Genomic DNA, 20,396 nt, shown 5'->3' on the forward strand with positions numbered 1-20,396 from the left:
TTCGTCTCCATCGAGGTGGCGATAAAGGACATAGTTCTAGACCGGCGGTCTTTGGTTCGTTTATCATCTCAGGTTCTCGGACAGGCCGCAAGTTAAAACAGGAAAATCCTGCCGTTAAGCGGGGTTAATCACTTAAAAAGCTCTTAACCCCTGCCAACAGCGGGATTTACCGGCCTCAGCTCGACATCGAAACAACGCCGAAACTCGAGCTATCCACCCAGGTAGAAGCGTTTGCCCCCGGAAAAGAGGAAGCACCGCTGCGGAGCAACGCCCAGCTGCACATCGCTACCAATTGCGTAGGAGATTCCCTCGGCATCAGAGACAAAGAATTCCAGCTCCTGACCGGCCGGCACACGCACCGAGTACTCAGCATTTTCAACATTCGAGGATTCCACGGGATGACCGTCCGCCCCCAGCTGTTCCGAAGCCACAGGCAAAGTTGCGGTCTCATTCAGAGCCGCGCGGTAGAGCATACCGCCCACCAGGTGACGCTGCCCCAGAACCTGCGCCGACAGGACACCGTGCGATTGTTCGGCTTCTCCCCCACCCAATTCGTAGAAGGAGGAGGCACGAATCGCCAAGCGGCAATCGGCGGGCAGGGAATCCTCCGGTTCGATATCCAGCAGATTCAGCGCGGGGGCCGAAAGCAGCTTCGCCACCTGCAGGGTGTGAGGATAGTCCAAAAGACGACCCGGGGTATCCACCTGCACCAGGTAGCCGGAGTCCATGACCGCCACACGGTGACCCAGCATGAGCGCCTCGTTCTGATCGTGAGTCACGTACAAGCCGGTGAAACCGTAACGCTCGTGCAGGCGCACAATATCGGCTCGGATGCTCGCGCTCATCTCCTCGTCAACGCTGGCCAAGGGCTCGTCAAAAAGAACCACGGGAGCACGACGGATAAGGGCTCGGGCAATGCCCACGCGCTGGGCCTGACCGCCCGACAGCTGCGAAGGCTTGCGGTTCTCCAAGCCCTCAAGCTTCAGGGCTGCCAGCAGCTCGCGGTAATAGTCCATATCGACCTCACCGGAAAAAGCATGCAGACGCGTGGGGAAGAGAATATTATCCTTCACGCTCAGATGCGGGTACAGAATGGGACGCTGAAACACCATACCCACCGAGCCGCGCTCCAGAGGCTGACCGCCGTAGGTCACCCGACCCGTCGTGGGGTCCTCCAGGCCGGCAATAATGCGAAGAAGCGTTGACTTACCGGTACCCGAGGAACCAACCAGCGAAATCATCTCGCCGGGTCGAACATCCAGGTCAATCTCACGCAAGACCGCGGTGTTAGCCCCAAAAGTTTTTGAGATGCCCCGGATACGCAGGCCGTCAAAGGACTCCTCGGATGCAACGGCCCCGGGAGCGGCAGAAGAAGAGCGACGAGAAGGTACAGAAGTCATGCCCTCATTATGGATGATTCACTCCCCCGGCAGACCTCGCGCAAGATAAGGGCCGTCATAAAACTACGGATTTAGAACGTGTAGACGCCCTAATTCGGGCGCACCAGCAGACGACCCTTGACGGCCAGATACAGCGTACTCAGCCAGAGGAAAACAAGGAAGGCCGTGCCCGCCACCGTCAGCGCAGGGCCCACCAGCCCCAACATGCCAGCCGCGGTCAGACGAATACCGCTCGCTGCCATGGACGCCATACCGAAGGAGAAACCCCACATACTCATCGAGAAGCCACCCTCAAGAGTCCACGGGAGCAGGCGCATCAAGAAGAACAGCTGCAAAATGCCGTAACCGGTCAGCACCAGGAAGAACCAGTCCACCGTGCCGCCGTTAGCCGCCAGATACGCGTTACCACTAACAAAGGGCGGGGCCATCTGAATACCGATGACTCCGCGTTCCCCCTTGGGCAGCGGGGTCAGGGTGCGCAGACGGCTCAGAATCGCGCCCTCAATGCTAAACCACGAAATCAGGCCCGCGCCGAAGAAAAGCATCGCCATATCGTGCCACCCGACAAAACCCATCGCCGTAGCGGTTGCAAAGTTCGTCGCCACGGTCGGCAGGTACAGCACCGGCGAGGCGGCTTCGGGCGCATACCCGCCACGCCACGTGCCAGCAATACAATGAGAGGCGAAATACAACTGGCCCACAGCGCCCAGCACAACCAGCGTGAGAGCCGGGACCTCAGCATACGGGTAGAGAGCCGCACCCACCTGCGCCGTCGTCGCCGGAACCAGCGAAAAGAAGCAGGTACGCGCGGGGTGCTCCCAAAAACCTCGCACCCACGTGCGGTACTTCACCACCGCGTGCACCAGGGCGGCCACGAGAATCAGCCATACCACGGCATTGAAGGCTAGGATGCTCTCCCCCACCCACCCGGGAGCCATGCCCTTGGACGCTCCGGTACGCCAGGCTGCACCCAGCGCGCCGGTGCCCAGCGCCACGGCAAAATAGTTGACCGGCAGGCTGAGGCCGCGACGGGCCAGCTGCGCGTTCCGAGTGGAAGAAGACATGGGTTCTATCTCTCGTCATGAATCGGGAGCGGATAGGAAGCGCATGGGCTTCCTCCGCCATCGGTTTTAGCGGTGCCGGGGTAATCACGGCCAGGAGTTTATTCTACGTTTTAAGCCTATAAAAACTGGAAGTTCATGACGCACTTTAAACAACCTTCTTCACGCTGTGTCATGCTTCTTCGCACAAATCCGCGCACAAAAAATCGCCCCCGACGTTCGCACGTCGGGGGCGATCACTAGCGAATGCTAGACGCTACAGGTGCATACCTTAGGCAGCAACGGAAGCCGGATCAACGGGGATACCGGGGCCGAAGGTGGTAGCAACGGTTGCCTTGGAGATGTAACGACCCTTAGCCGAAGAGGGCTTCAGACGGTTAATCTCTTCCAGTGCTGCCTGGAAGTTCTCCTCGAGCTGCTCAGCGGTGAAGGAAGCCTTACCGATGATGAAGTGCAGGTTGGAGTTACGGTCAACGCGGAAGTCGATCTTACCGCCCTTGATGTCTGCAACAGCCTTTGCAACATCCATGGTCACGGTACCGGTCTTGGGGTTCGGCATCAGGTTACGGGGACCCAGGATCTTACCCAGGCGACCGACCTTGCCCATCATGTCGGGGGTTGCAACCGCTGCGTCGAAGTCGGTCCAGCCGCCGGCAATCTTTGCGATCAGGTCGTCGGAACCAACGAAGTCAGCGCCAGCTGCCTCGGCCTCAGCAGCCTTGGGGCCTGCTGCGATAACGACCACGCGAGCGGTCTTACCGGTGCCGTGGGGCAGGTTCACGGTACCGCGAACCATCTGGTCTGCCTTACGGGGGTCAACGGACAGACGCATTGCAACCTCAACGGTTGCGTCGGTCTTGGTGGAAGAGGTCTCCTTCGCCAGGGCGACTGCCTCGGCGGGGGTGTAGAGCTTACCCTCTTCAATCTTGGCTACAGCTGCCTTGTACGCCTTGCTGCGCTTTGCCATCTGCTTTTCTCCTTATGCAGTTGTGGTCTCGTGAGCCGCGCTCGGCTCTGCCACATCCCGTCACTCGACGGGCATTTACAAGTTCTGTGTAGAAAAATCTACGGTGCCGATCACTCGGCTATTCGGCGAACCGAAATTACTCGACGGTGATACCCATGGAACGAGCGGTACCTGCGATGATCTTGGATGCTGCATCCAGGTCGTTTGCGTTCAGGTCGGGCATCTTGGTCTCTGCGATCTCGCGCACCTGAGCCTCGGTCAGCGAGCCAACCTTGGTGGTGTGGGGAACAGCGGAACCCTTAGCAACGCCAGCAGCCTTCTTGATCAGCTGGGCAGCCGGAGGGGTCTTGGTGATGAAGGTGAAGGAGCGATCCTCGTAGACGGTAATCTCAACGGGGATGATGTTACCGCGCTGCGACTCGGTTGCAGCGTTGTATGCCTTGCAGAACTCCATGATGTTCACACCGTGCGAGCCCAGTGCGGGGCCGACGGGGGGAGCCGGGTTAGCGGCGCCTGCCTGGATCTGCAGCTTAATGAGGCCAGTGACCTTCTTCTTGGGAGCCAATGTAGGGTCCTTTTCTTAGCTGGGAACCGACGCACAGGAGCGTACGCCGGCAGGGTGATGACCGTGGCGCGGCCATCGGCGTGCGCGCACGAAAGCGTGACGTGCGCATACACAAACCAACATTTTAGCGTTAATCCGCCGCTTAATCCAGTGTTCATCGGTATTCGCTAATATCGGAGGCGCGCGCCGGAACGAACGACCGGCGGCGGGAATGAAAAGACACGGGTTAACGCAGAGCGAGCCCGGCCCCTTTCGGGTACCGGGCTCGCTCACGCGCTACAGCCTCGCTAGATCTTCTCGATCTCGGTGAAGCTCAGGGTCACGGGGGTATCGCGGCCGAAGACGGAAATCATCACGACAATCTGCTGAGCCTCGGCCTTAATCTCGGACACGGTGGCGTCCATACCCTCGAATGCGCCGGACTTCACGCGGACGTTCTCACCCACGGTGTAGTCGGACTCAACGACGGGCTTGGAGACGGGCAGGCCCTGGCTCTGCTGCTGTTCCTCGAAGACGGGCAGGAGCATCTCGAAGACTTCATCCATGCGCAGCGGAACCGGGTTGTACGCATCCTGGCCCACGAAGCCGGTCACGCCCGGGGTGTGGCGCACAACGCCCCACGAGTGGTCGGTCAGTTCCATACGGACCAGCACGTAGCCGGGAACGCGCACGCGGCGGATGGTCTTCTTCACGGTGTTCTTGAACTCGACCACGGTCTCCATGGGAACCTGGACCTCGAAGATCTCGTCCTCGGCCTCGAGGTTCTGGATACGGGTCTCGATACCGGTCTTCACCTTGTTCTCGTAACCCGAGTAGGTGTGTACCACGTACCAATCGCCCACCTGACGGCGCAGCTTCGACTTGAATTCTTCCAGAGCGTCGACTTCCTCAGCCGCCTCGGCAACTTCCTCGGCTGCCTCAACAGCCTCGGTAGCCTCCTCGGCCAGCTGCTCGACAGCTTCGGCCTCTTCGGCAACCTCAGCAGCGGCTACCTCGACCTCTTCAATCTCGGATACCAGTTCCTGCTCGGACACGTCGCTCCTACTTTCTATCGCTTACGATCTGGCTGCGCTGCATACGCAGCACCAATCAATAATCCGGGAAAAATTATGATACTCGGCGCAACACCCCACCGGGGATGCGCTCGATATCGGTTAGCTAGTTACGCTGAATCGTTCCGTTACCAAAGATCCAGAATGCCCCCTGCCCGAACAGATAATCCAGGCCGGAAATCAGCAGGAGCATCACCACGACGAACAGCAGAACCGCGAGGAAGTAACCAATCAGCTCGCGTCCGGTGGGAGTGGTAACCTTCTTCAACTCCGCGATAACTTCGCGAAGGAATGCAAAAATACGGCCGAAGAAACCGCGCTTCTCATCGCTCTTTGAGGATGCGCCAGACTCAGCAGCCTGAGTGGCAGTAGCAGACGATGCCATTTCTTCTGCCCCTTTCTGTATCTAAAAAAGTACGCCCGGAGTGCGGGCGTACAATCGTTTATTGAGGCAATTTAAGCAGGGCGGACAGGACTCGAACCTGCAACCTGCGGTTTTGGAGACCGCTGCTCTACCAATTGAGCCACCACCCTTTGAAGCCTGAGCTTCGGTGTGAGAGTTGCTTCTCACTCGTTCGCTCCTCCATTGCCTCCTAAGCCAGTGGGCTTTAGAGGGGCAAACAATTACACCCTTGCGGGTGCAGAACTAACTCTAAACCATGCCGACGCGCTCGTGCAACTCCAGAACGCAATATTTTTTCAGAAAAAGGCTGTCCATTCTTTCTTTCGGAGGTATCCTATCTCCGGCGATGCCCCGTATCCTATAAGGAAGTAACGCATCTTTACACACGAGGAACGCACGAGGTGACGCACCCCGCGCACCCTCCGACGGGCCCGCCGGCTACGACCTCACCGGCGTTTCGCCCCCGCAACACACAATAAGAGAGAAGAGAGCCCCCATGGCGCGCATTTCCAGCCGTATCGGTGCCATTGCACCCTCCGCAACCCTTGCCGTTGATGCAAAGGCCAAAGCACTCAAGGCTCAGGGACGCCCCGTCATCGGCTTCGGTGCCGGCGAACCCGACTTTGCTACCCCCGCGCACATTGTGGATGCCGCCCACGAAGCATTGAAGGACCCCAAGAACTTCCGCTACTCCCCCGCCTCCGGCCTGCCCGAGCTGAAGAAGGCCATCGCGGACAAGACCCTGCGCGACTCCGGCGTTGAGGTCGATCCCTCCCAGGTCATCGTGACCAACGGCGGCAAGCAGGCCGTGTACCAGGCCTTCGCCACGGTCATTGACGAGGGCGACGACGTTCTGCTGCCGGCTCCCTATTGGACCACCTACCCCGAATGCATCCGCCTGGCCGGCGGTAACCCCATTGAGGTTTTTGCCGGTAGCGACCAGCACTACAAGGTCACCGTCGAGCAACTCGAGGAAGCCTACACCCCCGCCACCAAGGCGCTCATCTTCGTCTCCCCCTCCAACCCGACCGGTGCCGTGTACACCGAAGAGGAAACCCGCGCCATCGGCCAGTGGGCCCTGGAGAAGGGCATCTTCGTTCTGACCGACGAGATCTACGAACACCTCACCTACGATGGCACCGACTCGGTCTCGATTCTGAAGGCTGTGCCCGAGCTGGCCGATCACTGTGTAATCCTCAACGGTGTGGCCAAGACCTACGCCATGACCGGTTGGCGCGTGGGCTGGATGATTGGTCCTCGCGACGTTATCGCTGCGGCTTCTAACCTGCAGTCGCACATGACCTCCAACGTCAATAACATCGCCCAGCGTGCCGCCCTGGCCGCTCTGACCGGCCCGCAGGACGATGTGAAGGTCATGCACGCTGCCTTCGACCGCCGCCGCCGCGCCATTGTCGAGGGCCTCAACGCTATCGAGGGCGTGCACTGCCCCGTTCCCACCGGCGCGTTCTACGCCTACCCGGACGTTCGCGAGTTGCTGGGCAAGGAAATCGACGGCGTACGCCCGCAGACCAGCGCCGAGCTCGCCGAGCTCATCCTCGAGAAGGCCGAAGTTGCCGTTGTTCCCGGCGAAGCCTTCGGCCCCAGCGGCTACCTGCGCCTGTCCTACGCCCTGGGAGATGACGATCTGGCCGAAGGCGTTGCCCGTCTGCAGGAACTACTGGGTCGTGCACGCGATTAGTCGCCTCTCGCGAGTGCGTTTCATGAATCGTTAAATATTTTTTTGAGCGCCCGGGGCCTGCCTCTACCACTGCGGTGGAGGCAGGCCCCGGGCCTCTCTTCGTTGTCAGGGCGCGGATGCGGCAAGCACCCGCTCAAAATATGCCGACTGAGGGTGTAAAGCACCTGAACTTTTATGCCGGAATGAGGCCATTCCCACCCCAATCCACCACTACCCACACATCCCAAACCCCGCTAAAATAGAGACCAAGAGAATGACCTCCCGAGCGGCACTTTCGTGCGTGCCGACTTCGTGGAGGCCATAGTTATATACGCGCGCAACACACCCCCGACGCGCAGACATTCACAAGGAGCCAACATGAAGATCGGTCTGCTTACTTCCGGCGGCGACTGCCCCGGCCTGAACGCTGTCATTCGAGGTGCCGTGCTCAACGGTGTCAAGAAGTACGGTTACGAATTCGTCGGCTTCCGTGACGGCTGGCGAGGCGTCGTCGAGGGCGACTACATGGACCTGCCCCGCCAGAAGGTCCGCGGCCTGGCAGCCCAGGGCGGTACCATCATCGGCACCTCCCGTACCAACCCCTTCGACGGCCCCAACGGCGGCCCCGAAAACATCGAAATCATGATGGAGCGTCACGGCATCGACGCCATCGTCGCCATCGGCGGTGAAGGCACCCTCGCCGGCGCCAAGCGCCTGGCCGACGCCGGCCTGCCCGTCATCGGCGTGCCCAAGACCATTGATAACGACCTGCGCGCGACCGACTACACCTTCGGTTTCGACACCGCAGTCTCCATCGCAACCGAGGCTATGGACCGCATCCGCACCACCGGTGAGTCGCACCACCGTTGCATGGTCGCAGAGGTCATGGGTCGTCACGTCGGCTGGATTGCGCTGCACTCCGGTATGGCGGCAGGCGCACACGCCATCCTGATTCCCGAGGTCAAGGTCTCCATGGACCAGGTCGCCGAGTGGGTCACCGAGGTACACGACCGCGGCCGCTCTCCCCTGGTCGTTGTTGCCGAGGGCTTCATCCCCGAGGGCTTCGACGATGTCATGGCCAACAAGGGTACCGAGAAGGACGGTCGTCCGCGCCTCGGTGGCATTGGTGAATACGTGACCCACGAAATCGAACGCATGACCGGCATCGAGACCCGTAACACCATCCTCGGCCACATCCAGCGCGGTGGCGCCCCCACCGGCTTCGACCGCGTGCTGGCAACCCGCCTGGGCATGGGCGCCGTGGACATGGTCGCACAGAAGCAGTGGGGCAAGATGGTTTCGGTCCAGGGCACCGAAATCAAGTATGTACCCCTCGAAGAGGCACTGGACGGTCTGAAGTCCGTACCTCAGGAACGCTGGGACGAAGCAGCCGTCCTCTTCGGCCGCTAAGCCGCACCCCGTACACAAAACCGCTGAGGCGGGCACTCCATCGCGAGTGCCCGCCTCGACGGTTTCTACGCTTCCAGAAAGAACAGAGAGTCGGTTTCTAACGCTTCAAGAACTCCTGACCGGAGAGGGAACGGCGCGCCACCTCGCCCGAATCGGGCGAAACCACAGTCGTCTGGGCCACCGCATACTCCGTGGCCGGTGCCGGGGACCCGTCGGGCAGGAAATCCCCACCGTCTACCGCGCGCAGGGGCGCCTTCGGATCAACGCCACGCTTAATGACAGCCAGGGCGATAGGCCCGGCCTCGTGGTGCAGCGCCACCGAAGTGATACGGCCGACCGGTCGGGCCTTACCCTCCACGAAGAGCTCACTGCCGACGGCCGGCAGGGTGTGCTCCGAACCATCGATGTCCAGGAATACCAGGCGGCGCGGCGGGCGGCCCAGGTTGTGCACGCGCGCGACCGTCTCCTGCCCCTTGTAGCATCCCTTATCGAAGTGCACCGCAGTGCGGGAGTAGTCCAGCTCCTGCGGAATACTCTTGTCATCCACCTCGGTGCCGTATCGGGGACGCCAGGCCTCGATGCGCAGGGCCTCGGCGGCCCACACGCCCGCGAGGCGAACACCCTCGCGGTTCTCCGCCAGGACGTTCAGCACCCCGCGAGGAACAATCGTCCAGAACCGCACGTAGTCGGCTCCCGGGTGCGCATCCCCGGCCTCGTCGTAGCGGTAGCCGCCCGGGGCGGGGGTGTTCCAGGGGTCCTCCCACACCGGCAGGCCTTCGGCGGAGGCACCGGCGAGCGCCGCGGCCAGGGCCGGATGTACTACTCCATCAGCACCGCGGGGATCGCGGCTCGTCTCGAGCACCGCGTACTCGTCGCTGAGATTCTGAATCTCGACGCGCAACATGAACTTCATGCGGTTGAGGTACTCCGCCAGGGGTTCGGCCTGGTCACCCTCGACGATGAGCCAGAGGGCCTCACCGTCTTCGAAGGCTGCGGGGGCGTATTCGATGCGTCCCTGCGGGGTCAACAGCAGGAATTCACGGCTATCGCCGGCCTTCATATCGCTCAGAATCTGCGAGGCGATGGAGGTCAGCCAGGTTAGGCGGTCCGGGCCCGTCACTCGCACGATGCCCAGGGACGAGCGGTCTACCACCACCAGGGGTTCGTCCACCCCGGCGGAACGGTCGCGGCTCAGGGCTCGCTGCTCGTGGATGGGGTCGCCGTAGTGGGCCGCCACACCCTCGTCGGGGCCGCCGGCTGCAAAAGCCCCGCTCACCGAAAGCAGGGCGCTTGCGAGGTGTGCGGTCCTGGCCTGTTCGGCCCGGGCCGAGTCGGTCAAAGATTCAGTCACGGAGGAAACCTTTCACACAAAAGAACCCACCCCGCCGGGGAGCGGGGCAGGCTCTAGCTATTGGCACGAACTATTCGGCGGCGGGCTTATCGGAGGGCTCGCCGGTGGGCTCTTCGCCGTCCAGGGAACCGAACATCGAGGTTCCCAGGGAATCGCCGGTCATCGAGGAGGTCTTGCGCAGCTCGGCGGAAGCGTGCTTGTGCAGCTTGCCCTCGGCATCCGCAATCTCCCAGTCCCACATGAGGTTACCGTTGACCAGGCCCCACAGGCGCACCGAGCCGGCGTACTCGTGGGAAATCTCGTCGCGCAACAGGTTGCCGGTCTGCATGCGCACGACCGGGCCCTTAACCATGCCCACGTAATTCTCGCTGATACCGCCGGGGTGGGCGATGGTTGCGAGCAGGGAGAAGCCGTCGTCCTCGTTACGCAGGGTCTCGACGCTCTCCGCGTCGGCGAAGGCGGGAACGACGTCCTTGGGTACGATGCCGAAGCCGCCGTCGGCATCGGTGAGAGGACGATCAATCTGCCAGAAGCCGGTCTCTACGGTGATGGGACGGAGCTTCTTACCCTCGTCGTCGAGGAGGAAAGATTCGGCGCGGTACTCGATGAAGGGCAGGCCATCCTGCTCAAAGGTAATAATCTGGCCGAAGGGGGTGTTTTCCTGACCCTCGTACCACATGGTTCCGGTGCCTTCCCAGGTACCGAGGAGCCACGCAAAGGGAACGAGTTCAGGGGTTAGGTTGGAAGGAATTTCAATAGCCATACCCACATTTTACCGGCTAGGGCAGGCAACGGATAGAGATATGCTGCGAGTTCGCCAGCGGCCCAGAAGCCTACCGCCGGTAGTCCACCGGAGAAAACAGGCATAGGAAACCCCCGTCCGGATGAACCCGGACGGGGGTTTACGCCGTCATTGGCGCGGGCGGCTCGCGAACCACCCAATGCCCTATGTCAGGCTTGTACTTCTGCCCTTATCGGAAGATTACTTCTGACCGCTGAAGAGGCCGCGCAACACCGCGAAAGCACCGATTGCGATGCACACGGAGATGATAGCCATCAGCACCATGAAGAAAGCTTCGAGAGCCATAAGATTGTTATCCATGTCTTAAAGCTACCACACGCCCCAGCGCGAAAGAGCGCACGAGGGGCTGGCGGGGCGGGGTGTCCTTAGTCTGAGGCGGGCGCCGCTCCCGGCGGTTGGGGGCCGGGCGGGTACACTAGAAGAGATTTATCAAGCCGCCGCGTGACGTGTAGGAAGGGAGAGAACGTGTACCGTATTGCGCTTCTGAGCGACACCACGGCTCAGGACGTCGTTCCCTCTCTGAGCCTCCTCAGTCACCGGGTGCAGCTCTTCCCCCTCGACACGGCGCATACGGTCCTCGAGGATCAGGGGTTTGACCTGGTCATACTGGATGCCCGAACCGCGCTCGTGCAGGCTCGCCACAGCGCCCAGCTGCTCCGTGCATCCGGCCTACAGCTCCCCCTCATCGCGCTTCTTAACGAGGGTGGCATGGCGGCGGTTGCCTCCTCCTGGCAGGTGGACGACATCGTTTCGGACCAGGCTTCCCCCTCCGAAATGGATGCCCGCCTGCGCCTGGCCATCGTGAGTGAGGCCGAGCCCCAGGACGATTCGACGCAGGAACGCATCATCCGGGCCGGCAACCTGGTCATCGACACGCAGGCCTATTCGGCGCATCTCTCCGGGGCCGCGCTCAACCTGACCTTCAAGGAGTTTGAGCTTCTCAAATTCATGGCCATGCACCCGGGCCGCGTCTTCTCGCGCGCGCAGCTGCTCTCGGAGGTCTGGGGCTACGATTCCTACTACGGCGGCACCCGCACGGTCGACGTGCACGTGCGTCGCCTGCGATCGAAGCTGGGTACCGAGCACGAGCAGATGATTTCGACCGTCCGCAACGTGGGATATTCCTTCAGCTCGACCCGATAACCGACACGCGAGGGGCGTAGGACGGTCGGTTCCCGTCATATTCGTTCGTAACCTAGACCAAACTCTTCAAAGAACAATATTCCCCGGTAGAGTTAAAGGGAAGGCTACGAAAGAAGGCAATGATGGCCACCAGTCAGACAACCCCTCCCTCAACCGACCTTGTCTACACCGAACCCGCACTCACCGCCGAGCTGCTGGACCGTTTCGATGCTTTTGCCCGCGAGGTTGCGCTCCACGACGGCGTCTCGGCATTCTCCGAGCAGACCCGCATCGAACTCACCAAGGCCCTGCGCGAGCGCACCCTCACCCCTCCCCGCCTCTTCCTGGCCGAAGACGGCGGCACCATCGCGGCCGCCTTCGTGGCCCTCACTCCCATCTCCGATGAGGACGGCGGCGTCATCGAGGCGGCCGTGGCTCCCGCCTACCGCGGTCGCGGCGCGGGAAGCGCGTTCTTCGAGCACGCCGTCCGTCAGCTCGGTGAGGATGCCGTGCGATACCGCCTCTGGGTGCATGGAAGCGCCAACGACACCGGCATCGAAACCCCCGCGCACGCCTTCGCGACCCTGCACGGATTCAGCCCGGTGCGCGTTCTGTACAAGATGGTTCTGCCGCTGGACGAGTCAACCCGCGAGGACCTCGTTGAACGCTCCGACGCGCGCGCTCTCCCCGAGAACCTGCGGATGCGCACCTACACGGGCGCGGACGAGTTCCCCTGGCTGCGGGTTAACGCGGCCGCCTTTGCGCACCACCCTGAGCAGGGCAAGCTCACCCTGGCCGATTTGCGCGAGCGCACCGGCTCCGATTGGTTCCGTCCCGAGGGCTTCTTCATCGCCTCCGAGAAGGAGGACGACGCTTCGATTGCTGCGTTTACCTGGACCAAGATTCCGACCGGGCAGGTGAGGGGCGAGCTCTCCCCCGCCGGCGAAATCTACGTGGTGGGAGTGAACCCCGACTCGCAGGGAGGCGGCTTGGGCCGCACCCTGACCTTGCGAGCGCTGGCCTACCTGGCGTTGGCCGCCGACGAATCGGGCGAGCCCCTGCACGCCATCGAGCTCTACGTGGATGCCGACAACACCGCGGCCTACTCGCTGTACACCTCGTTGGGATTCAGCGTGGCCACGGTGGACCGCATGTACGCTCCCGGTCACGCCGCCTAGCCCTCCCGCACGCGAGCCCGCTCAGGCCTCATTGCATGCCGGGCCCGCCCCGGCGCGCCGCCGCGGGTGCGCCCACCGATTTAGCTAACCACTACACAGGAAAGGAAGTACAGTATGGTACCCGCCCCTAACGGTCTGAATAAGGCACCCAAACCCAAGCCCACCGAGCCGGCGCCCATGACCGGCGTTATCCACATCGGCAACGACATCTCCAAGATCGAGCGCGCGGACTCCCGCGGCGACCGCATCGAGAAGGGCGAGAAGCGATCCTACTTCAGCCTGGAGGAAGAGTTCGGCCCCGAGCGTTTCTTCGACCGCGAGAGCAGCTGGCTCGACTTCAACACCCGCGTGCTGGAGCTGGCGGAGGATCCGGACCTGTACCTGCTGGAGCGCCTGAACTTCCTGTCCATCGTCGCCTCCAACCTCGACGAGTTCTTCATGGTGCGCGTGGCCGGCCTGAAGCGCCGCATCGCCACCGGGCTGGCCGTGCCCTCCGCCGCCGGTCTGAGCCCCGAGGAGCAGATGGAGGAGATCGCCGAGCACGCCCACAAGCTGCAGGAGCGCCACGCCAAGGTATTCCACGAGCAGGTGCTGCCCGCCCTGGAGGAGCAGAACATCCGCATCGTGAGCTGGGAGGATTTGGACACCGACGCCAAGGTACGCCTGCGCCAGGATTTCATGCGCGACATCTTCCCGATTCTGACCCCGCTGGCCGTGGACCCGGCTCACCCCTTCCCCTACATCTCGGGTCTTTCGCTCAACCTTGCCGTGCTGGTGCGCAACCCGCAGACCGGCAAGGAGCTTTTCGCCCGCGTCAAGGTACCCGATCAGCTGGACCGTATGGTCTCCGTGGACGGTGCCCGCGCCGCCAACACCGCCGGCCGCGAGAGCCGCTACATTCCGCTTGAGGACATCATCGCGGAGCATCTCGACACGCTCTTCCCCGGCATGGAGGTTGTGGAGCACCACGTCTTCCGCGTGACCCGTAACGAGGATCTCGAGGTGGAAGAGGACGACGCCGAGAACCTGCTGAAGGCCCTGGAGAAGGAGCTTCTGCGCCGCCGCTTCGGCCCGCCGGTGCGTCTGGAGGTTGAGGATACTATTAACCCCACCATCCTCGACCTGCTGATTTCTGAACTGAACATCGACGAGTCCGAGGTGTACCGCCTGCCGGCCCCGCTGGATTTGCGTGGCCTGAGTGCCATCGTGCGCGCCAACCGTCCGGCGCTGCACTACCCCAAGCACATTGCGCACACCTCCCGCTGGCTCAACGCTGCCGAGACCGCCAAGGAAGCGGATGTCTTCGCCGCAGCCCGCGACCACGACGTGCTGCTGCACCACCCCTACGATTCCTTCGCCACCAGTGTGCAGGCTTTCCTGGCTCAGGCCGCCGCCGACCCGCGCGTGCAGGCCATCAAGCAGACCCTGTACCGCACCAGCGGCGATTCCCCCATCGTGGACGCCCTGATTGAGGCCGCCGAGGCCGGCAAACAGGTCGTGGCGCTGGTCGAGATTAAGGCCCGCTTCGACGAGGAGGCCAACATCTCGTGGGCTCGCAAGCTCGAACGCGCCGGCGTGCACGTGGTGTACGGCATCGTGGGCCTGAAGACGCACTGCAAGCTCTCCCTGGTGGTGCGCCGCGAGGGCAACCACCTGCGTCGTTACGCCCACATCGGCACCGGTAACTACCACCCCTCCACGGCCCGTTTCTACGAGGACCTGGGCATCATCACCTGCGACGAGCAGATTTGCGAGGACGTCTCGCGCCTGTTCAACCAGCTCTCCGGCTACGCCCCGAAGACCAGCTACAAGTCGCTGCTGGTTGCACCCCGCTCCCTGCGTAGCGGCCTGATTGAGCGCATCGACCGCGAGATTGAGAACCACCAGGCGGGTAAGCCGGCCAAGATTCAGATCAAGTGCAACTCGATGGTGGACGAAGCCGTCATCGACTCGCTCTACCGCGCTTCCCAGGCGGGCGTGCCGGTGGATGTGGTCGTACGCGGTATCTGCGCCCTGCGCCCCGGCGTTCCCGGTCTGAGCGAAAACATTCGTGTGCGCTCGGTTCTGGGCCGCTTCCTGGAGCACTCGCGCGTGTTCGCCTTCGAGAATGCGGGCGATTCGGTCGTGTACATCGGCTCGGCCGACATGATGCACCGCAACCTGGACCGCCGCATCGAGGCGCTCGTACAGATCAAGGATCCGCGCCACATCAAGTACCTGCTCGATATGTTCACCACCTACATGAGTGATTCCTCGCGCACCTGGCACCTGGCCGCGGACGGCACCTGGACCCGTCACAACACCGATAGCGAGGGCAAGCCCCTGCAGGATGTGCAGTCCTACTACCTGCGTTCACGCTCGCGTAAGAACGTGGACAAGGTCTAGGCCGGTATCGTCCCTTCCACAAGGAGCCCCGCTTCCCACCCCGTACGGTGGGGAGCGGGGCTCCTTCGCTATCCTGCGTCGGTTTGCTTGTTCCCGCACGCCCACCCAGACATAACCCGGATGCAACCCCGGACGCAAAGGTGAACAGAAGGTTACGTCAAGGTGACAGGTTGTGGTTTTTCTCCCGTACAATAAGACGCGGAACCCGGCGCTTTCACCGCGCCGTGCAGACCCAACCACCAAGGACTAGAGAGACATGGCCCCGCAGGATTCCTCCTCCATCTACTACTCGGCCCGACGCTTCGACGCGGTGAACAGCGTCGACCGTTCCCCCGCCAACACCGCAGAAATCGTTGCTGCCGGCGCGCTGATTTGGCGCGTGCGCGACGATGTCTTCGAGGTGCTCATCATTCACCGACCCAACTATGACGACTGGTCCTGGCCCAAGGGCAAGCAGGACCCGGGCGAGTCCCTCGCAGAAACCGCGATTCGCGAGATTCGTGAGGAAGTGGGCCTGCAGGTGACCCTGGGCGTGCCGTTGGCTGTCACCTCCTACCCCGTGGGCGGCCGCCCCAAGGATGTCTTCTATTGGTCCGCTCAGCTCCCCGAGGGCGCTCGCGCCCTGGCCGATGAGGGTGAAGTGGACGAGCTTCGCTGGGTGACCCCCGAGGTGGCCCGCGCCCTGCTGACCAACCGTGATGACCTGGGACCGCTGGATTCCCTCGAGGCTCTGCGCGAGGCGGATGCGCTGCGCACCCGCCCCGTCATCATTGCCCGCCACGCGAAGGCCAAGCCGCGTTCGCACTGGGCCGCCGCCGAGGATGACCGTCCGCTGGCCGGCACCGGTAAGCGCCAGGCCCTCGCCTCCAGCGGCCTGTACGCCGCCTGGGCGCCCAACCGAATCCTCTCCTCGCCGTGGCTACGCTGCCTGCAGACGGTGACCCCCTACTCCGTAGAGCACGGCGTGGCGGTCAAGGAGAAGAAGTCCCTCTCGGAAGCCGGCGCTCAGCGTCACCCGGCGCGCACGACCCGTACCGTGGCCTCCCTCTTCGAGAAGGACGCCCCCTCGCTGCTGTGCACGCACCGCCCCGTGCTACCCATCGTCATGGAGGTTCTGGGGGAGCACCTGTGGGAGGGATCGCCCGCCGATATCCTGCCGGCCGCCGACCCCTACCTGGAGCCCGGCGACGCCCTGGTGCTGCAGGTGACCGAGGGCGAGAACCCGCGCATCGTTTCGGTGGAGCGGGTACGCCCGGCCCTGGACTAGCCCTCCGCTTTTAACTTCTGACCGCGAACGCGCCGATTCTTACTCCTCGGCGCGTTCGCGCGCTTCTACAATGGATAAACGGCCCGGCACGAACCGCGCCCGGCCATCCCGCACGGACTACCACGAAGGTTCATCATGAGCGACGCACCCATCCCCACCCCGTACGAAGATCTTCTGCGCGACATCCTCGAGGAAAACAAGGACGCCATCGCCGCCGACGCTCAGCGTTCCGACCGCACCGGCACCGGCACCTTCGGCGTGTTTGGCCGCCAGATGCGCTTCGACCTGCGGGATTCCTTCCCCCTGATTACCACCAAGCGCGTGCACTTTAAGTCGGTTGCTATTGAGCTGCTGTGGTTCCTGCGCGGTTCCTCGAACGTCCGCTGGTTGCAGGAGCGCGGCGTGACCATTTGGGATGAATGGGCCGACGAGAACGGTGACTTGGGTCCGGTGTACGGCGTGCAGTGGCGTTCCTGGCCGACCCCCGACGGAGGCACGATCGATCAGATTGCCAAGGTCATCGACTCGCTCAAGAACAACCCCGCCTCGCGCCGCCACATCGTTTCGGCGTGGAACCCGGTCGAGGTGGACAACATGGCGCTTCCGCCCTGTCACGCGCTCTTCCAGTTCTACGTGCACGAGCGCCCGGACGGCGTGAAGGAGCTCTCCTGCCAGCTGTACCAGCGTAGCGCGGACATGTTCCTGGGCGTGCCCTTTAACATCGCCTCCTACGCCCTGCTGACCTACCTGATTGCGCAGGAGGTGGGCATGGTTCCGGGCGAGTTCGTGTGGACCGGCGGTGACTGCCACATCTACTCGAACCACCTGGAGCAGGTGAAGAAGCAGCTGGGCTACGGCACCGACCCGGAGGGCAACCCCTACCCGCCGCGCGAGCCCTACCCGTACCCGAAGCTCGTTATTAAAACCAAGAAACCTTCTATTTTCGATTACGAGTACGAAGACTTTGAGCTGGTGGACTACAAGCACCACCCGGGTATTGCCGCACCGATTGCGGTCTAACTGTAGGTAGTTCTAGGAGGCATGATGTATCGTCTGGGTGCTATTTGGGCTCAAACCGATGCCGGCATCATTGGTCGTGACGGGGATATGCCCTGGCGCGCCCCGGAGGACCTGGCGCACTTCAAGGCGGTCACCCTGGGGGCTCCGGTCATCATGGGGCGCCGCACGTGGGAGTCCTTCCCGCCGCGTTTTCGCCCTCTGCCGGGCCGTACGAATATTGTGATTAGCCGTTCTGTGGCCGAGGCGCAAGAGCGTGATGGCGCCCTGTGGGTTCCTTCGCTGGATGCGGCGCTGTACGCGGCTCGTGACGCCGTGGGCGCGCCGGTTGAGGATACCCCCGCGGATACCGTTACCGCGGATACCCCCGCAGTCGACGCCTGGATTCTTGGCGGCGGCTCCGTGTACGCGGAGGCGCTCTCCCGCACCAACCTGCCCGCTTTCGGTCGGGTGAAGACGGTGGAACGGACCCTCTTCTACTGCCAGGAGGGCAACGAGATTACCGGCGATACGCGAGCGCCCGAGCTGCAGCTTGCAGATTCTCAGGGTAACTGTGCGTGTATCTCCCCGAACGGGTGCTGGCGGACGGTCTCCGAGAGCGCCTGGGAGAAGAGCGAGAAGGGCTACCTGCTCGATGAGTCGGGCACGAAGAACCCCATGTACTTCTCGTTCCAGCGCCTCGAACGTATCTAGCTCAAGCTTCCCTCGTTCACTCGCCGATATAGACATGCATTTCAAGCCTGCGGCTACTCCACCCGGAGCGCCGCGGGCTTGAGTGCTTTTAACGCCTCCGCGGTGCATAACCGGTACCGAGACCAGCGCCTCCGCAGAATATCCCGTTCCGAATATCAGATTTTTTGTACGGTGTTAGTCCGCACCCGCCAGCCTGAGAGTACACTGGGAACCATGAACTTTAATCCCGGTGACTCTGTAGGTTTTGTTGGCTGGCGCGGCATGGTGGGCTCCGTCCTCATGAAGCGCATGGTTGAGGAAGGCGATTTCGAGGGCATTACCCCCGTCTTCTTCACCACCTCTAATGTTGGTGGCGCGGCGCCCACCTTCGACGGCGTAATTGAGCCGTCCGAGCTGAAGGACGCATACGACATTGACGAGCTGCGTAAGCACTCGATTATTGTGACCGCTCAGGGCGGTGGCTACACCGAGGCTGTGCACCCGAAGCTGCGTGCAGCTGGCTGGGACGGCCTGTGGATTGACGCCGCTTCCACCCTGCGCATGAACGATGACTCCATCATCGTGCTGGACCCCATCAACCGCGACGTCATCGACCGCGGCCTGGCCTCCGGCGTGAAGGACTACATCGGCGGTAACTGCACCGTCTCCTGCCTGCTGATGGGCCTGGGCGGCCTCTTCAAGAACGATCTGGTCGAGTGGGCAACCTCCATGACCTACCAGGCCGCTTCCGGCGGCGGCGCCCGCCACATGCGCGAGGTGCTCGCACAGTTCCGCGACCTGGGCAATGAGGTGGCCGCCGAGCTGGACGACCCCGCATCCGCAATTCTGGACATTGACCGCAAGGTTCTGGCCAAGCAGCGTTCCGGTGAGCTGGATTCCACCCAGTTCGGTGTGCCGCTCTCCGGCTCCCTGATTCCCTGGATTGATTCGGATCTGGGTAACGGCCAGTCCCGTGAGGAGTGGAAGGCTGAGGTCGAAACCAACAAGATTCTGGGCCGTTCCGCCGACGATAAGGTCACCATGGACGGCCTGTGCGTCCGTATCGCCGCGATGCGCTCGCACTCTCAGGCGTTGACCATCAAGCTCAAGAAGGACCTGCCGCTGGAGGAAATCGAGCGTATCATCGCCGAGGATAACCCCTGGGTTCGCTTCGTGCCGAACGAGCGCGAGGCCTCGATGGAGCAGCTGACCCCCGTGGCCGCCTCCGGCTCCCTGGAGATTCCGGTTGGCCGCGTGCGCAAGCTGGCCATGGGCCCCGAGTACATTAGCGCGTTCACCGTGGGTGACCAGCTGCTGTGGGGTGCAGCCGAGCCGATTCGCCGCATGCTGCAGATTGCCGTGGGCAAGCTCTAAAGCTCGCTGACTAGAACATACGAAAGCCCTCGCTTTCCATCCCCGACGGATGAAGGTGAGGGCTTTTGCTCTGTCAATAGCGCCGGCGGGTGGGATGCAGGCGTGAGACGGGCTCTAGCGTTGCTGAGCTCGGGCCGCCTTGCGTGCGGCTTTGCGTTCCTTACGCTGCTGGCTCCAGGCGCGGTAGCGATACCAGGCGGTGAGCACCACGTGCTTCATGAATCGGTTGGCGCGGCGGGCCCAGGTAAATTCGGTGCCCCAGATGCCCAGGCCGATGAAGATGAAGAGCCAGCCGGGGCCGGGGGTGACGAGCATGATGAGCCCGGCGATGAAGCAGAAGGCACCCACACCGATCACGAGGGGCTTGTAGAGGTGCCGCAGGACCGGATGCGCGTTCATACGCTCCTTGCGGGCTTCGAGCCAGCGGTGAAAGCGGCTGGTTTCGCTTTCCTTGACTTCGTCTTCGATGGTTTTCAGGGGTGGTCCTTCCAAACGGGCGGCGAGTTTCGCCGAGCGGCGGGCTGGTTAGAGAATATCATCTGCTGCTGGGCGGGGGCTGTGAAGGATTTCTTAATCTATGAGATTTTTTGTCATCTTCACGTTTTTTTGTTTCTATAGTGTTCAAGTCGAAAATACCTTTATACACTGTAAGGGAAACAATTCACCGGCATTACGCCTAAACACTAAGGAAG

18 protein-coding genes and 1 tRNA gene are annotated in these 20,396 nt (G+C 62.4%); 9 read left to right on the top strand and 10 right to left on the bottom strand.

The window, feature by feature from the left end; translation table 11 throughout:
• Positions 1–209 precede the first annotated feature (209 nt).
• The 7 genes from HMPREF2874_RS07790 to HMPREF2874_RS07820 form a co-directional block, all read right to left on the bottom strand.
• A complete protein-coding gene (locus tag HMPREF2874_RS07790; RefSeq protein ID WP_070649880.1) occupies positions 210–1,400 on the bottom strand; it encodes an ABC transporter ATP-binding protein in 1,191 nt (396 codons plus the stop codon).
• Between the two features lie 89 nt (positions 1,401–1,489).
• Positions 1,490–2,464: a TDT family transporter gene (locus HMPREF2874_RS07795; RefSeq protein WP_070649881.1), complete on the bottom strand. Its 975-nt coding sequence runs from the start codon at positions 2,462–2,464 to the stop codon at positions 1,490–1,492.
• Positions 2,465–2,732: 268 nt separating this feature from the next.
• Positions 2,733–3,428: a 50S ribosomal protein L1 gene (gene rplA, locus HMPREF2874_RS07800; protein ID WP_049331841.1), complete on the bottom strand. Its 696-nt coding sequence runs from the start codon at positions 3,426–3,428 to the stop codon at positions 2,733–2,735.
• Positions 3,429–3,564: 136 nt separating this feature from the next.
• Complete coding sequence (gene rplK, locus HMPREF2874_RS07805) at positions 3,565–3,993, bottom strand: 50S ribosomal protein L11 (RefSeq protein WP_049331838.1); 429 nt, start codon at positions 3,991–3,993, stop codon at positions 3,565–3,567.
• Positions 3,994–4,280: 287 nt separating this feature from the next.
• Entirely contained in the window at positions 4,281–5,027 is a 747-nt protein-coding gene (gene nusG / locus HMPREF2874_RS07810; protein ID WP_070649882.1) for a transcription termination/antitermination protein NusG, read from the bottom strand.
• 124 nt (positions 5,028–5,151) lie between these two features.
• A complete protein-coding gene (gene secE, locus HMPREF2874_RS07815) occupies positions 5,152–5,430 on the bottom strand; it encodes a preprotein translocase subunit SecE (protein WP_049331833.1) in 279 nt (92 codons plus the stop codon).
• 76 nt (positions 5,431–5,506) lie between these two features.
• A tRNA-Trp gene (locus tag HMPREF2874_RS07820) sits at positions 5,507–5,579 on the bottom strand.
• 365 nt (positions 5,580–5,944) lie between these two features.
• Here HMPREF2874_RS07820 and HMPREF2874_RS07825 point away from each other — a divergent pair.
• Both HMPREF2874_RS07825 and HMPREF2874_RS07830 read left to right on the top strand, forming a co-directional pair.
• Positions 5,945–7,147, top strand: coding sequence for a pyridoxal phosphate-dependent aminotransferase (locus HMPREF2874_RS07825; protein ID WP_070649883.1), 1,203 nt, complete (start codon positions 5,945–5,947; stop codon positions 7,145–7,147).
• A gap of 357 nt (positions 7,148–7,504) precedes the next feature.
• Entirely contained in the window at positions 7,505–8,536 is a 1,032-nt protein-coding gene (locus tag HMPREF2874_RS07830; RefSeq protein ID WP_070649884.1) for a 6-phosphofructokinase, read from the top strand.
• 97 nt (positions 8,537–8,633) lie between these two features.
• On the opposite strand, the gene HMPREF2874_RS07835 is transcribed toward HMPREF2874_RS07830, so the two are convergent.
• Together HMPREF2874_RS07835 and HMPREF2874_RS07840 are read right to left on the bottom strand one after the other, a co-directional pair.
• Positions 8,634–9,887, bottom strand: a complete 1,254-nt coding sequence (locus tag HMPREF2874_RS07835; RefSeq protein WP_070649885.1) for a CAF17-like 4Fe-4S cluster assembly/insertion protein YgfZ — start codon at positions 9,885–9,887, stop codon at positions 8,634–8,636.
• Positions 9,888–9,957: 70 nt separating this feature from the next.
• The gene (locus HMPREF2874_RS07840; RefSeq protein WP_049331824.1) at positions 9,958–10,650 is read right to left on the bottom strand and encodes a heme-binding beta-barrel domain-containing protein; all 693 of its coding nucleotides are present in this window, start codon (positions 10,648–10,650) and stop codon (positions 9,958–9,960) included.
• A 504-nt stretch (positions 10,651–11,154) separates the two neighbouring features.
• On the opposite strand from HMPREF2874_RS07840, the gene HMPREF2874_RS07845 reads away from it, so the two are divergent.
• From HMPREF2874_RS07845 to asd, 7 genes are all read left to right on the top strand, one after another.
• On the top strand, positions 11,155–11,832 hold the full coding sequence (locus HMPREF2874_RS07845) for a winged helix-turn-helix transcriptional regulator (RefSeq protein ID WP_070649886.1): 678 nt from the start codon (positions 11,155–11,157) through the stop codon (positions 11,830–11,832).
• A 122-nt stretch (positions 11,833–11,954) separates the two neighbouring features.
• Positions 11,955–12,989, top strand: a complete 1,035-nt coding sequence (gene mshD / locus HMPREF2874_RS07850; protein ID WP_141754255.1) for a mycothiol synthase — start codon at positions 11,955–11,957, stop codon at positions 12,987–12,989.
• Positions 12,990–13,103: 114 nt separating this feature from the next.
• Entirely contained in the window at positions 13,104–15,374 is a 2,271-nt protein-coding gene (locus HMPREF2874_RS07855) for an RNA degradosome polyphosphate kinase (protein ID WP_083309870.1), read from the top strand.
• 256 nt (positions 15,375–15,630) lie between these two features.
• Positions 15,631–16,641 carry an NUDIX hydrolase gene (locus tag HMPREF2874_RS07860; RefSeq protein ID WP_049331818.1) on the top strand — a complete coding sequence of 337 codons (1,011 nt, stop codon included), beginning with the start codon at positions 15,631–15,633 and terminating at the stop codon, positions 16,639–16,641.
• A 135-nt stretch (positions 16,642–16,776) separates the two neighbouring features.
• Entirely contained in the window at positions 16,777–17,661 is an 885-nt protein-coding gene (locus HMPREF2874_RS07865; RefSeq protein WP_049347644.1) for a thymidylate synthase, read from the top strand.
• A gap of 24 nt (positions 17,662–17,685) precedes the next feature.
• Positions 17,686–18,351, top strand: coding sequence for a dihydrofolate reductase (locus HMPREF2874_RS07870; RefSeq protein ID WP_049347642.1), 666 nt, complete (start codon positions 17,686–17,688; stop codon positions 18,349–18,351).
• A gap of 213 nt (positions 18,352–18,564) precedes the next feature.
• Positions 18,565–19,704: an aspartate-semialdehyde dehydrogenase gene (asd, locus tag HMPREF2874_RS07875; protein ID WP_049343277.1), complete on the top strand. Its 1,140-nt coding sequence runs from the start codon at positions 18,565–18,567 to the stop codon at positions 19,702–19,704.
• 114 nt (positions 19,705–19,818) lie between these two features.
• Here asd and HMPREF2874_RS07880 read toward each other — a convergent pair whose 3' ends face one another.
• Complete coding sequence (locus tag HMPREF2874_RS07880; protein ID WP_049331811.1) at positions 19,819–20,196, bottom strand: TIGR02611 family protein; 378 nt, start codon at positions 20,194–20,196, stop codon at positions 19,819–19,821.
• Positions 20,197–20,396: the final 200 nt, after the last annotated feature.

It is taken from the genome of Rothia sp. HMSC068F09, assembly GCF_001812775.1.
Taxonomy (GTDB): Bacteria; Actinomycetota; Actinomycetes; order Actinomycetales; family Micrococcaceae; genus Rothia; species Rothia mucilaginosa_A.